Here is a 13490-nt window from a genome sequence, read left to right as displayed (position 1 = left end):
CTAATTTTCAGCTCATCTCCATAGGCCAATCTCGGTACGTCACACTTGGGCGCGCACGGAACGATAAGGTCAAAGATCAGACATATCCAAGCAAGATTAGGGGCATCGAGATGCTGATACCGCGGGTCACCACACCTCTGATACAGGATTCGGCTATACAACAGGCCGGCTTTCTTCAAAGCAATTCAGGTGTTACAACCGGTGTGTAAAGAGGTGCTAGAGAACTAGCACCTGGCTAATAAGAAGTCCAGGCAAGTATCACTACCTCGATACCTCGAGAAGATTCACGGTACCCTTGATACAGCCCCGTCTCTGAGGAGAGTGCATGTCAGCGTGTATCTATAAGCCTTGGTCAACCTATCTAGCCGCGCTTTTGGCCGGCTGCTTATCAACGCTGAGCTTTGCACCCTTCCACTTCTGGTGGTTAGGACCACTTGCCGTAGCACTGATGTACCTGGGTCATCATCAGCTGAGCACGGTACAGGCAACGCTGCACGGCTGGCTCTTCGGGATCGCTCTATTCGGTACAGGCACCAGTTGGGTCTACGTCTCGATTCACGACTACGGATATACCGGTGTTCCTCTGGCAATTGTTCTGACTGGATTATTCGTAGCCGTGCTGGCTCTGTTTCCCGCCATTTTCTTCGGGCTCTATCGTCACTTCACTTCATCTCGGCTGGCATTCCTGAGTTTTGCTGGGACCTGGGTGCTGGCCGAAGCTTTTCGTAGCTGGGCATTCACCGGTTTTCCATGGCTACTGTTGGGTAGTGCTCAAGTAGATTCGCCCATAGCGACATGGGCGCCTATTGGTGGGGTTTATTTGCTGTCACTAATCGTCGCTTTGACGGGGACATTGCTAGTCGAGTTTTTTCGGCGACGCTGGTGGGCTGTGGTGCCCATCGCTATGCTCTGGCTCGCTGCACTGGTAATGCCAGGCCAGTGGACCCACAAGGCCGCCGATCCATTGCGGTTCGCGTTAATTCAGGGCAACTTACCTCAACTCGATAAGTGGAGCTCAGAGGGCCAGCGTAACGCACTGGAGGTTTATGCTCGGTTGACCCACGAACTACCCATAAACGCCGATGTCATTGTCTGGCCTGAGACGGCACTGCCAATGTTTGCGAATCAGGCTCGCCCCTATCTTGAACGCCTGCAGGCTTCACTTCCTCCTGGTACAGCGCTTCTCACCGGTATCGTTCAAGGTGACCGCGACGAGCATTACTACAATGCCATCATCGGCACCGGGGCGGTGCAGGGCGAGTATCGCAAGTCCCACCTGGTTCCCTTCGGTGAGTTTCTTCCCCTGGATTCCATGCTGCGCGACGTGATAGATTTTTTCGACCTTCCGATGTCGGACTTCAGCGCCGGGGCTGAATCGCAGCCGCCGATTTTTACCCACGACGTCGCTATCGGGAACGCTATCTGCTACGAGATCGTCTATCCCGATTTGGTCGCCGAGCGCGCCCGAAACGCCAAAGTGTTGCTTACGGTCTCCAACGACACCTGGTTTGGTCGCTCGATCGGACCTTTGCAGCACCTGCAGATGGCGAGGCTCCGGGCGCTCGAGAACGGTCGTTATGTAATACGCGCGACTAATAATGGTGTTACCGCGATCATCGACGATCAAGGTAATCTGCGACAGCGCGGCCCACAGTTTGAAGCAACAAGCGTCATCGGCGAAGTCACACCCATGACTGGGCTGACACCGTTCAGCCGCGTTGGTAGCTGGCCAACCTGGCTGCTTGCCGCTCTGTTGGTGCTACCAGGAATCAGAGAAAGCATTCTTCGCCGGCGGACATATTACTGATAACGCAACGAATTTTACTGGGCGCCTCGTCTATCTCTGATATATCCCGTTCAAACTCCGATGTCGAAATATATTCATTCTTATAGGTTAAGCGGAACGAACCCATGTCTTCCCAATGCCAACGCTGCGCTCAAGCCTGACTGCACCGGCTCGATACCGGCTTCGACCTCCTCGAGCGATAGCCCTTGAGCGGCCAGCGCCTGCAGGCAGACCAGCACCGGTACACCCTGCTGGCGCAGGGCGTTCCACCAGGGCGCGTTGGGGTTTTCCTCGAGTGACGGCTCGGCAATCCGCTCGCGATAGGCTGCAGATTTCAACACGCATGGCGTCGCCGGCCCGGCAACGACGACCACGGCGCGACACGCCACCTCGGCCTGTGACATCAGATTAAGCGTTCGCACCAGCCGCATGACACCGCCATGCACTCGATCCGTCGCATCGGCCGCACTGGAAATCTGAAAGAGCCCATGACAGGTCTCGCCGGGCGCGGGAAGCCACTGATCGACCGACTGCCCCACGGGCAGCGGTGAACCGGGGATCGCCAGTTCGGCATTACCGGGTTTGCCTCGAATCAGCCCCAAAGAGTCGAGCCACTGCGATGAGGGGTAATTGTGCATTTTGACCTCCTTTTAGATCTTATAAAAATAACGATATTCAGTAAATGAATATAAGTTATCAACTGCGATGCCGAGAGTTCATTTTCAGCTCATCCCCATGACCCAATCTGTCGCCATCGAATCAGGAGCGCGGCCAATGTGGGCAGGAGCTAAGGGGAAGTTGATGCAGTCGAGGCGAGTCCAGTGGATCATGATACTGGCATTGCTCGGCGTTGCCACGCTGGCCATGGCGCAGGATCCGTTCGGACAACAGGGCGACTTCCTGCCGCCGGATCAGGCCTTCGAACCGACGCTGATACAAGATGGCGACGAGGTGGAAATCGACTGGCAGATCGAGCCCGGTTACTACCTCTATCGCCATAGCTTCTCTGCTCAGGCCGATGATCGCGAACTGTCGCTCGATATCCCCGAGGGGGAGACCATCGAGGACGAGTACTTCGGTCGTTCCGAGATCTATCGTCATGCGTTGCACATGACCACGCAGCCCGGGGAAGCCGATACCCTCACCCTTCATTGGCAGGGTTGCGCCGATGCCGGCCTCTGCTATCCCCCCCAGCAGCGAACCTTCGATCTGGAGTCGGTTGCCGCTGCCTCGGGGAGCAGCACCACCGACGCGAACGCGCTGGGAACGGATGCCTCGGCCGATGCGCCGAATGCGTCATCCGCGACACCAGCCTCTGTCGCGACAAGCCCCACCACTCAGCCTCAGAAAGACGCGGCGATGGCGGAAGATCAGCAACTGGCGGCGCAGCTCGCCGGTGGCAACTGGATCTGGACGCTGGCAGCGTTCTTCGGCATGGGGTTGCTATTGACCTTCACGCCCTGCGTGTTGCCGATGATCCCCATTCTCTCCAGCCTGATCGTCGGCCAACGTCGCAGCGGGGAGAATCCGCGTGCCGCCGGCTTCGTGCTTTCGCTCGCCTACGTTCTCCCCATGGCTGCAACCTACGCGATACTGGGCGTGGCCGCGGCCATGGCCGGCGCCAATTTGCAGATGCTGTTCCAGAATGTCTGGTTCATCGGCATTTTCTCGGTGCTGTTCGTGGTACTGGCACTCGCCATGTTCGGTGCCTTCGAGCTCGAACTGCCGCGAGCGCTGCGTCAACGTCTGGATGCGGGACTGTCGAAACAGCGCGGCGGCCGATTCAAGGGCGTCGCCGTCATGGGGGTGCTCTCCGCCCTGCTGGTCGGCCCCTGCATGACCGCTCCTCTCGCCGGCGCCCTGCTCTTCATCGCCGAAACCGGCAATCCGTGGCTGGGCGGTGCGGCACTGCTCGCGCTGGGTCTCGGCATGGGCGCCCCGCTGGTGCTGATCGGCACGCTCGGCAGCCAGTTGCTGCCCAGGCCCGGCGCCTGGATGACCCGCGTCAAGGCACTGTTCGGCTTCGTGCTGCTGGGCATGGCGATCTGGTTCGTCGCCCGAATCCTCTCGGATGCCCTCGTTCTTGGCCTGTGGGGCGCGCTGGGCCTGGGGGTAGCGATCTCTCTTGTCACCATGGCGCGGGGTAACGGCACGGGTGGCATTCTGCCCCAGTTCTCCACCGCCAGTGCCGCCATCATCGGTCTGTGGAGCACGTTGATCCTGATCGGTGCCGCCGGTGGTGCCAAGGATCCGTGGCGGCCATTGTCGGTCTACGTCCCGAGCGGTGTGGCAGCGGCCTCAAAAGACGCCAGCGAGTCCGGGCCTATCGCGTTCGACGACGTGAAGGATCTGGCCACGCTCGAACGCCGCGTCCAGGCAACCGCCAACAGCGGCCAGATGACACTGGTCGAATTCACCGCCGACTGGTGTGTCTCCTGCGAAGTCATTGAACAGGAAGTGTTCAGCGACCCGACCGTCAAGAAGGCGCTCCAGGACGTGCAGCGACTGAGTATCGACGTCACGGATTACGACAACGAGGATCAGGCGATCATGCAGCACTTCGGCATCGTCGGTCCGCCGACGCTGATGTGGTTCGGCCCCGACGGTCAGGAGCAGCGCAGCGCCCGCATCATCGGTGAACTGGATGCCGAGGCCTTTCTCGACCGCTACGCACAAGCCAAACAGCGCGCCAACGAGTCCACGGAGGGCTGACCATGAATCCGCTCGATCGCAGTATCGCTCTGGGGCCGCTGGGCGTGAGTCTGGGTCAGCTTCTGCTGGCCCTGGCCATGGTCGTCGCCCTGATCGTGGGTGCCTGGATGGGCCGTCGTCGACAGGTCAGCGTCGGCGATGTTCTGTTCAATGCGTTGCTGATCGGCGTCATCGGCGCACGCATCGTGTTCGTGGCCCGCTACTGGCAGAGCTACGACACGTTCTGGTCCTGGCTAGACATCCGGGATCGCGGGTTCGAGCCGCTGGCCGGGCTGGCGATCGCTTTCGTTTATCTGGCCTGGCGTTTCTGGCGGCAGCCGGCCATGCGTCGTCCCCTGGGTGCAGCGGTTCTCTCCGGTGCACTGGCGTGGTCGATGACTGCTGGCGCCCTGGCGCTGATGGCGCCCCGCGGGGCGAGCCTGCCCTCGATCCCGCTGGCAGATCTCGATGGCTCGCCGGTGGCTCTCCCCACCGTGCTGCAGGAAGCCGACCGGCCCATGGTGGTCAATCTCTGGGCGAGCTGGTGTCCGCCCTGTCGTCGCGAGATGCCGATGCTGGAACAGGCCCAGCAGGCACGGGACGACGTGTCGTTCGTGTTCGTCAATCAGGGCGAGAGCGTCGACGCCGTCGAGACGTTCCTGCACCGGGAGTCCCTCTCGCTCGATCATCTCTATCGCGATCCGGACATGACGTTCGGTCGAGAAGTGGGGGCGATGGCCATGCCGACCACCCTCTACTACGACGCCGACGGTCAGCTCGTCGATACCCACTTCGGTGAGCTTTCCCGTGCCACGCTCGATCGCAGTCTCGAGCGCTTCACCCCATGACGGTCCAGACGCGCTTTCAACCCGAGCGCTTCACTCGACCTTCCCGCTAGACATTAACAAACGGAGACGACACCGATGCAAAATCACGCCCCCCGAATGATGCCACTACGGCTCGCGCTGCCATTGGCCGCCGGTATTGCCCTGGCGGCGAGCCTGCCCGCCGCCGCCGACGACTGGCCGGCGCCGATCCAGACACTCGAGCAGCAGGGCCTCACCATTCACGGTGAATTCGATGCCCCCGGCGGACTCAGGGGTTACGCCGCCAGCGTGCGCGGTCAGTCTGTCGCGGCCTTTCTGACGCCGGACGGAGAGCATGCCGTCGTCGGCACGCTGATCGACGCCCAGGGCCGGGACGTCTCCGCCGAGCCGCTGGAACAGCTCGTCGATGGACCCAAGAATGCCGAGCTATGGAAGGCAATGGCGGGCCACCATTGGGTTCGCGAAGGCGATACCGATGCATCGCGCGTGGTCTACACCTTCAGCGATCCCAACTGTCCCTACTGCCGCAAGTTCTGGCAGGACGCTCAGCCCTGGGTCGAAAACGGTGATGTCCAGATTCGTCACCTGATGGTGGGGATTCTGAAAGCGGACAGCCCCGAGAAAGCCGCCGCGATCCTGGCCGCCGACGATCCCAGCGCCGCGATCGCCGAACACTATCGCACCGGCGCCATGCCGAACAGCGAGGGAACCGATCAGAGCGAGCAGTGGGTCAGCGACAACACGCAAGTGATGCGCGACGCCCAGCTGTATGCCACTCCGGTGATTTTCTATCAGGACGACGATGGCGAGGTGCACAAGGTCATGGGCGCACCCACCCCGGACAAGCTGCACACCATCATGGGTAGCGACTCGCCCTGAGCTTTCCTGTCCACCCCTGCTTATCCACCTCCTGCTCACCCGTCCTTACTCATCCGCACGGACGAATCAGGCCAGGGGCAGTGAGAGGGTGACGCGCAGCCCGATACCGTCGCCGGAGGTGAGCCGCAGGCTCCCGCCAGCCCGGGTAGCGATCGCCTCGACGATGGATAACCCCAGGCCGCTACCCTGAGGATGATTGCCGCGATGAAAACGCTCCGTCAGGCGGGCGATCTGCTCGGGCGGAATGGTTTCGCCCTGGTTGAAGATGTCGATCACGGCCAAGCCGTTCATCCGCTGCGCTTCAATCTCGATCGGGGTGTCAGGCAAACCGTGCCGCATGGCATTCTCGAGCAGATTGCGCAGCGCAATCACCAGCAACTCCCCGGATAGCGCGACATGAAGTCGGTCGACTGATGCGCGCCAGTGGCACCGTTCACGACTGCCCGTCTCCACCATCGCAGCCTCCAGGGCCTCTCCCAGCCGCGTAGGGTCGACACACCCCCGCGCGACCTCATCGCTTTCCATGCGTGCCAGCAACAGCAACTGGTCGAGCGTCTTCGTCAGCCGCCCCACCCCCGCCTCCGCCTGCTGCATCGCCTGTTGATGGGGATCGCCGCCGACGCGTCGCGCAATCTGAAGATGGGTCCGAATCGCGGTCAGCGGTGTGCGCAGCTCATGCGCGGCATCGTCGGTAAAGCGCTGCTCCAACTCCAGCATGCGCCGGGTGCGCGCAAGCAGGGTGTTGAATCCATCGATCAGTGGGCGAATTTCCCCCGGCAAACCGCGGATCGGCAGTGCCGAGAGATCGTCGTGATCGCGTGACATCAGGCGCCGCTGCAGCCTCGACAGCGGCGACAGACCCCGGGTCACGCCCCACCACAGCGCGATCAGACTGCCGATCGAAGCAAACAGAAAGGGATAGAATGCGGCACGGCGTACCTGGGCCAGCAACGACTCCCGCTCACGCAGGCGATCCGCCACGGTGATGCGCTTGTCGTCGTCGACCAGGGTATAGACGCGCCAGCGCTGGCCGTTGTGATCGCGGTAGCTGTAACCTTCGTCATCGACTGCGAGAACATCGTTCATCTCCGGGTGCGTACCCGCCACCACCTGACCGCGCAGCGACGACACGCGGCAGGCGACGCCCTCGAGCGCAGGGATGGTCGACGTCTCGCCCATTTCTCCATCCCAGGCCGCCGCCGGCACGCGATCGAGCAGGCCGGCCACCATTCGCGCCGACTGTGCCAGACGCTGATCCAGCGAACGCTCGAGCTGGGTCGAGAGATCGCGCATCGACCACGCCGCCGTCAGCCCCCACAGCAGCATCAACGTGATCCCAAGCGTAGCGACGAGACGCAGCCGCAGGCTCATGAGGGCGTATCGCCATGCAGTCGCTCGTCGGCGGGAAGCGCACCGAGACGGTAGCCGACGCCCCGGACCGTCTCGATCACTTCGCGTCCCAGCTTGCGACGCAACTGGTAGATATGCACGTTGAGGGCGTTGCTCTCGATCTCGTCATCGATGCCGTAAAGGCGATCCTTCAACTGGTCGGCGCTCAGGATCCGCCCACGCGCGCGCATCAGCGCCTCCAGCAGCATCAGCTCGCGACGCACCAGCGCCACCGGTGCGCCATCCAACGTCACGCTGCGAGCGACGGGGTCCAGCGCCAGGCGCCCGTGGCGAAGGGAGCGGTCGACCTGCCCGGCGCTGCGGCGCAACAGCGCCTGCAGCCTTGCCGTCAACTCATCCAGATCGAACGGTTTGACCAGATAATCGTCGGCTCCGCCCTGAAGCCCTTCGACACGACTGGCAACGGCGTCTCTCGCCGTCAGCATCAGTACCGGCATGGCAATACCCGCACGACGCCACTGTTGCAGCAGCGTCAGACCATCGCCATCGGGCAAACGGCGATCGAGCACCGCGGCATCGTAGTCGATTACGGACAACGCCCCGCGTGCACCGTCCAGCGTGGTCACGATATCGACGACGAAGTCGCTCAGCGCCAGTCCCGCTTCGATGCCTGCCGCCACCGGTGCATCGTCCTCGACGAGCAATACGCGCATGTTTATTCCGTTTTCTACCCGATCCATTCCCGCCACAGTCTGGCGGACGGCGATGATGTCAGGATGAGTTCGCCCTTCAGTGAGCGGGGGAAAGCCGACGCGCCAGCCACCACCCGGCCACCATGGCGATCAGGAACAGCGCCAGCGGCCAGCTCAGCCCCGCCAGCGAGGCGACCGCCGGTCCCGGGCAATACCCTGAAAGCCCCCACCCGATACCGAAAAGTGCGGCACCACCCAGCAGTCGGGTATCGAGGTTACGGCGGGTGGGCAGCTGGAACCGGGATTCGAACAGCGGCATCTGGCGTCGCCAGACGAAGCGATAACCGATGAACGTGGTGATGACCGCTCCGCCCAGTACGAAGATCAGGGCCGGATCCCAGGCGCCGGCGACATCGAGAAAACCGAGGACCCGCGCCGGGTCGGTCATGCCGCTGATCGCCAGGCCGAGACCGAACAGCAATCCCGCCAAATAACCTGCCAGCATTTTCATGGCGCGCCTCCCAGCCAGTGACGCGACACGAACACGGTCAGCATGGCAACCAGCACGAAGACGAGCGTTGCGGCCATCGACCGGGGCGACAGACGCGCCAACCCGCAGACCCCGTGCCCGCTGGTGCAGCCGCTACCCAGGCCAGTGCCCAACCCGACCAGCAGGCCGGCGATCAACATCGTCGTCAGCCCCCTCGTCGGAGCACCGATCATCGCCCCGCTGTCGCCTGCCACATTGCCCCAGTCCAGACCAGCCAAGATCAGCAAGGCCGGCCCGGAGATGAGGCCTAGCAGAAACGCGACACGCCAGGGCCTGTCCGCACCGCGCTCGAAAACCAGCCCGGAGAGGATCCCGCTGATACCGGCGATCCGTCCCAGCAACCCCATGAGCAGCGTGGCGGAAAGTCCGATGAGAACCCCGCCCAGCAACCCCTGCAACGCACTCAACGTTTCCATCTCGCTCCTCTTGCCATTATCTCCACCACTATCTCTACCACTATCGTCATCAGCCGGCAGTCACCGAATAACCGGGCGTCGGTGATTCGATACAGGGATGGCTCAATCGCCCCGCCCCGCGGCCATGCAGCTCGCACCAGGCATCGAAGGTGCTCAGGAAGACCCGGCCATTGAGCGTTTCGAGCAGTTCGGTGCGACTCAGCCGATCCATCACCGGGCCTTTCACTTCGGCGAGATGCAGCCCGATCTGCCGGGCCCGAAGACGCCGATTGAGCGCCTCGAGACTTTCCAGCGCCGTGGCGTCGATGACGTTGATCGCCTGGCAGGCCAATACCAGATCCCGCGGCGACGGATCGCGAGAAACCACTGCCGTGACCAGGTCTTCCAGGTGGCGGACGTTGGCGAAGTAGAGGCTCTCGTCGACGCGCAGAATGGCGACCCCGGCGTCGGTTTCCACGGCGTGGCGGCGGACGTTGCGAAAATGCTCGGTGCCGGGGATGCGACCGACTTCCGCGCTGTGCGGCCGACTGGTGCCATAAAGATGCAACGCCAGCGACATGGCGACACCGACCAAGATGCCCACGTCCACACCCAGCATCAGTGTCGCCAGCGCGGTCGCCGACATGGCGATGCCCTCGCCACGGGCATAGCGCCAGACACGCTTGAATGCCGCCAGATCGACCAGCGACACGGTGGCGATAACGATGGTCGCCGCCAGCGTTCCCATCGGCAATTGTCGCAGCCAGGGCGACAGAAACAGCATGGCCAACGCGATGCCCACGGCGGTGAAAGCACTGGAGGCCGGGGTGCGGGCACCGGCATCGAAGTTGACCACGGAACGGGAGAAGCCGCCGGTGATCGGCATGCCGCCGGTGAACGAAGCTGCCAGGTTGGCTCCGCCCAGCCCGATCAGTTCCTGGTCCGGGTCGACGCGTTCGCCGCGGCGCACCGCCAGCGCCTGGGCCACCGAGACCGACTCCACGTAGCCGACGATGCTGATCAGCACCGCCGAACCGATCAGTGATCGCCACAGCGCTGGCTCCCAGTCGGGCAGGGTCAAAGGTGGCAGTCCGGCGGGAATCTCGCCGATGACGGCGACACCATTACCGAGCCATCCCGCCGCACCGGCCACCAACGTCGCCAGCACGATGGTGGCGATCGGCGCCAGCTTGACCAGCACGCCCGCCACTCTAGTCGGCACCCGGCAGCGTTCCAGTGCGGATTTTCCCCACCGCCGTACCCACCACAACACCAGAAGCGAGCCCAGCCCGATGCTCATCGTCGGTGGACTGACATCCTCCAGCACGGAAGGTAGCTGAGACACCAGGGCCGGCAGCGTCGAGCCCGACAGATCGACTCCAAGTAGCTGCTTGAGCTGACTCGCCGCGATCAGAACGCCCGAGGCGCTGACGAAACCAGTCATCACCGGGTGACTCAAGAAGTTGACCAGAAACCCCAGCCGGCAGAGCCCCATGATCAGCAGAATGCCACCGGAAAGCAGCGCCAGTACCAAGGCCGCGGCGATATAGTCCTGCGACCCCGATTCGGCTACCTGCGACAATGCCGATGCCGTCATCAACGAGACGACCGCCATCGGGCCCACCGACAACGTCGTGCTGGTCCCCAACAGCGTGTAGACCACCAGCGGCACGAGGCTCGCGTACAACCCCACCACCGGGGGGAGTCCCGCCAGCATCGCGTAGGCCAGTGCCTGCGGAATCAGCATCAGCGCCACGATGACGGCCGCCAGCAGATCATCGCCCAGCCATTGGCCGTTGTAGCGCCGACCCCAGTCAAGGATCGGGAGCCAGCGTGCCAATCCGGCTTTGTGCGGCTGATTCATGATCTGCTGGCCTCGATCAAGTGCGCGCCTGCGGCTTGGCCAGCCATTCGTGCCCCTTGAGCATCAGATTCCAGTAGATGAAGGGGAGCTGCTGCGCCTTGATGTTCCAGCCGAGCCGGGTCGGCCGTGTCGCCTGATTGATCCAGGACGGGAACGTCGGCTGCAACTGGCCGCCGTAACCGAACTCCGCCAGCACCACGCGGCCTCGTTCGACCGTCAACGGACAGGCGCCATATCCCGCATAGCCGGAGGGCATCGACTTGCCATCGAGCACAGCCAACAGGTTGTCCGCCACTACCGGTGCCTGCTTGCGCACGGCGGCGGCCGTCTTGGCGTTGCCGGTACCGCTGGCGTCGCCGAGACCGAAGACATCACTGAAGTGGTTGTGCTGGAGAGTGTCGGCATCGAGATCGAGCCAGCCACCCTCGTTGGCCAGTGACGATTCGCGCACCAGCCGTGGGGCGCGCTGAGGCGGCACGACGTGAAGCATGTCGAAATCGGTCTCGATCTCTTCGCTGCTATCTTCGCTCGTGACGCAAAAACGCGCCTTCTGGGCCGGGCCGTCCACAGCGATGAGGTTCTGTTGGAACTGCTTGTGGATGCCGTAACGCTGAACGTATTCGTCCAGTGCCGGCACGAAGTCCGAGACACCGAACATCACACCGCCGGCATTGTGGAAATGGACATCGATGCCGTTCAGGACGCCCTGCTTCTCCCACTCGTGACAGGAGAGATACATCGCCTTCTGTGGCGCTCCGGCGCACTTGATCGGCATTGGCGGCTGGGTAAACAGCGCCTTGCCGCCGCGCATTGCCTGAACCAGCGACCAGGTGTAGGGCGCCAGATCGAAACGGTAGTTCGAGGTCACGCCATTCTTGCCCAGCGTCTCCTCGAGACCATCGATCGCCTGCCAGTCGATCTCGAGACCCGGCGCAACCACCAGCGCGCGGTATCCGAGTGTCGAACCGTTACCCAGCACGACCTGGCGGGATTCCGGCAGCAGCCGTTCCGCCGCGGCCTGATACCAGGTGACGAAGCTCGGCATCACCGAGTGCATCGAACGCCGGGTCTGCTCCGGAGTGAAGACACCACCGCCCACCAGCGTCCAGCCGGGCTGGTAGAAGTGATCCTGCGCGGGTTCGACGATAGCGATATTGAGATCGGAACGGCGTTTGTGCAGACTCGCGGCGACCGCGATGCCCCCTGCCCCACCGCCGATGATGACGATGTCATGGCGCTTGTCGTTCGCGGCTATCGACGGATTCGTGTCTGTCGATTCGTTCATGACTGTCGATTCGTTCATGACTAACTCCCGTTGGTAGATTCGGCGCGGCGCGGTATGGCCTGACGACGGCGCCTTCTCACTCCCATGCCGCGCCTTCGAGGGCATCGAGCGGGAATTTCAGATAGCGCTTGCCGTTGCTCTCCGGCTCGGGAAGGCGGCCACCGAGAATGTTGACCTGCAGGGCGTGCAGGATCAGCTTTGGCATCGGCAGTTCGCTATCGCGCTTCTCACGCAGCGCAACAAACTCAGCCTCGCTGCTGTCGCTCAAACGATGCTTGTTGGTCTCACGCTGCTCGCGCACGGTGCTTTCCCACTGCGGTTCGCGCCCGTCCGGCATGTAATCGTGGCCGGTGAACAGACGCGTCTCGTCGGGCAGCGCCAGGATCGCCTGGATCGAGTGCCACAGCTGATGGGCGCTTCCCCCGGGGAAGTCGGCACGGGCGGTGCCGAAATCGGGCTGGAACAGGGTGTCGTGAACAAAGGCCGCATCGCCGATCACATAGGTGATCGAGGCCAGCGTATGACCCGGTGAGTGCATCACCCGGCAATCGATCTCGCCAAGCTTGAAGGTGTCCCCCTCGCCGAACAGATGATCCCACTGGCTACCGTCGTCGCGTAAATCCGGCCAGTGGTAAATCGCCTTCCACAGCGCCTGCACCTGGGTCACCGGCCGGCCGATGGCGGTAGGGGCGCCGGTCTTGTCGTGCAGATAGCGCGCGGCGGAAAAGTGATCCGCGTGGGGATGGGTATCCAGAATCCACTCGACCCCGAGCCCTTCACGCTCGATATAGGCCAAAAGCTCATCGGCCTGGAATGTCGCCGTGGCGCCGGACTTCTCATCGTAATCGAGCACTGGATCGATGATCGCGCAGCGGCTCGTGGCGGGATCGCTGACGACGTACTGAATACTGAAGGTGCGAGGATCGAAAAAACCGGCGACATCGGGGAGACCAGTATCCTCATTGCCTCGTGATAGAGCGTAGGTGTTCATAAGAGCTCCTTGAAAGAACATGCCCCCAGGTTAGCTTAGAAATAATTCTAACGTTAGATCGTTTTTGAATATACCTAATAACCACGAAGATATTTCTATGCTTTTAGCGCATAAGCTTCATTTGCTAGGAAGAGGTAGATGCAACACCAGACGAAAACTGAATATCTGCCTTATTCCTAT

12 protein-coding genes are annotated in these 13490 nt (G+C 62.3%); 4 read left to right on the top strand and 8 right to left on the bottom strand.

The window, feature by feature from the left end; translation table 11 throughout:
* The first annotated feature begins 325 nt into the window (after positions 1-325).
* Entirely contained in the window at positions 326-1807 is a 1482-nt protein-coding gene (gene lnt / locus BC443_RS11745; RefSeq protein WP_071232033.1) for an apolipoprotein N-acyltransferase, read from the top strand.
* 80 nt (positions 1808-1887) lie between these two features.
* Here the strand turns inward: lnt and BC443_RS11740 are convergent, their stop codons facing one another.
* Positions 1888-2424, bottom strand: coding sequence for a DsrE family protein (locus tag BC443_RS11740; RefSeq protein WP_071232032.1), 537 nt, complete (start codon positions 2422-2424; stop codon positions 1888-1890).
* A 163-nt stretch (positions 2425-2587) separates the two neighbouring features.
* Here BC443_RS11740 and dsbD point away from each other — a divergent pair, with 163 nt between their 5' ends.
* The 3 genes from dsbD to dsbG all read left to right on the top strand — a co-directional run bounded on the left by dsbD (position 2588) and on the right by dsbG (position 6183).
* Positions 2588-4498 carry a protein-disulfide reductase DsbD gene (dsbD, locus tag BC443_RS11735; RefSeq protein WP_071232031.1) on the top strand — a complete coding sequence of 637 codons (1911 nt, stop codon included), beginning with the start codon at positions 2588-2590 and terminating at the stop codon, positions 4496-4498.
* A gap of 2 nt (positions 4499-4500) precedes the next feature.
* Positions 4501-5325: a prolipoprotein diacylglyceryl transferase family protein gene (locus BC443_RS11730; RefSeq protein WP_071232030.1), complete on the top strand. Its 825-nt coding sequence runs from the start codon at positions 4501-4503 to the stop codon at positions 5323-5325.
* Positions 5326-5400: 75 nt separating this feature from the next.
* Entirely contained in the window at positions 5401-6183 is a 783-nt protein-coding gene (gene dsbG, locus BC443_RS11725) for a thiol:disulfide interchange protein DsbG (RefSeq protein ID WP_247643275.1), read from the top strand.
* 66 nt (positions 6184-6249) lie between these two features.
* Here the strand turns inward: dsbG and BC443_RS11720 are convergent, their stop codons facing one another.
* The 7 genes from BC443_RS11720 to BC443_RS11690 form a co-directional block, all read right to left on the bottom strand.
* Positions 6250-7554, bottom strand: a complete 1305-nt coding sequence (locus BC443_RS11720; protein ID WP_071232028.1) for a HAMP domain-containing histidine kinase — start codon at positions 7552-7554, stop codon at positions 6250-6252.
* Positions 7551-8246, bottom strand: coding sequence for a response regulator (locus tag BC443_RS11715; RefSeq protein ID WP_071232027.1), 696 nt, complete (start codon positions 8244-8246; stop codon positions 7551-7553). Before BC443_RS11715 ends, BC443_RS11720 begins: the two co-directional genes overlap by 4 nt.
* 76 nt (positions 8247-8322) lie before the next feature.
* The gene (locus BC443_RS11710; RefSeq protein WP_071232026.1) at positions 8323-8736 is read right to left on the bottom strand and encodes a DUF6691 family protein; all 414 of its coding nucleotides are present in this window, start codon (positions 8734-8736) and stop codon (positions 8323-8325) included.
* On the bottom strand, positions 8733-9191 hold the full coding sequence (locus tag BC443_RS11705) for a hypothetical protein (RefSeq protein WP_071232025.1): 459 nt from the start codon (positions 9189-9191) through the stop codon (positions 8733-8735). The genes BC443_RS11710 and BC443_RS11705 overlap by 4 nt, the downstream gene beginning before the upstream one ends.
* A gap of 49 nt (positions 9192-9240) precedes the next feature.
* Entirely contained in the window at positions 9241-11034 is a 1794-nt protein-coding gene (gene sulP, locus BC443_RS11700) for a sulfate permease (RefSeq protein ID WP_071232024.1), read from the bottom strand.
* A gap of 16 nt (positions 11035-11050) precedes the next feature.
* The gene (locus BC443_RS11695; protein ID WP_247643274.1) at positions 11051-12337 is read right to left on the bottom strand and encodes an FAD/NAD(P)-binding oxidoreductase; all 1287 of its coding nucleotides are present in this window, start codon (positions 12335-12337) and stop codon (positions 11051-11053) included.
* Between the two features lie 58 nt (positions 12338-12395).
* Positions 12396-13310 carry an MBL fold metallo-hydrolase gene (locus tag BC443_RS11690; RefSeq protein ID WP_071232023.1) on the bottom strand — a complete coding sequence of 305 codons (915 nt, stop codon included), beginning with the start codon at positions 13308-13310 and terminating at the stop codon, positions 12396-12398.
* Positions 13311-13490: the final 180 nt, after the last annotated feature.

Source organism: Salinicola sp. MIT1003 (assembly GCF_001858555.1).
Classification (GTDB): Bacteria; Pseudomonadota; Gammaproteobacteria; order Pseudomonadales; family Halomonadaceae; genus Salinicola; species Salinicola salarius.
Note: the sequence above shows the minus strand (reverse complement) of the source record. Positions and strands in the feature narration are given on the sequence as shown.

Coding starts and splice junctions, on each gene's coding strand:
- dsbD (WP_071232031.1), top strand. CDS start 2,588: ATGCAGTCGAGGCGAGTCCAGTGGATCATGATACTGGCATTGCTCGGC.
- BC443_RS11705 (WP_071232025.1), bottom strand. CDS start 9,191: ATGGAAACGTTGAGTGCGTTGCAGGGGTTGCTGGGCGGGGTTCTCATC.
- sulP (WP_071232024.1), bottom strand. CDS start 11,034: ATGAATCAGCCGCACAAAGCCGGATTGGCACGCTGGCTCCCGATCCTT.
- BC443_RS11730 (WP_071232030.1), top strand. CDS start 4,501: ATGAATCCGCTCGATCGCAGTATCGCTCTGGGGCCGCTGGGCGTGAGT.
- BC443_RS11720 (WP_071232028.1), bottom strand. CDS start 7,554: ATGAGCCTGCGGCTGCGTCTCGTCGCTACGCTTGGGATCACGTTGATG.
- BC443_RS11695 (WP_247643274.1), bottom strand. CDS start 12,337: ATGAACGAATCGACAGTCATGAACGAATCGACAGACACGAATCCGTCG.
- dsbG (WP_247643275.1), top strand. CDS start 5,401: ATGCAAAATCACGCCCCCCGAATGATGCCACTACGGCTCGCGCTGCCA.
- BC443_RS11715 (WP_071232027.1), bottom strand. CDS start 8,246: ATGCGCGTATTGCTCGTCGAGGACGATGCACCGGTGGCGGCAGGCATC.
- BC443_RS11740 (WP_071232032.1), bottom strand. CDS start 2,424: ATGCACAATTACCCCTCATCGCAGTGGCTCGACTCTTTGGGGCTGATT.
- lnt (WP_071232033.1), top strand. CDS start 326: ATGTCAGCGTGTATCTATAAGCCTTGGTCAACCTATCTAGCCGCGCTT.
- BC443_RS11690 (WP_071232023.1), bottom strand. CDS start 13,310: ATGAACACCTACGCTCTATCACGAGGCAATGAGGATACTGGTCTCCCC.
- BC443_RS11710 (WP_071232026.1), bottom strand. CDS start 8,736: ATGAAAATGCTGGCAGGTTATTTGGCGGGATTGCTGTTCGGTCTCGGC.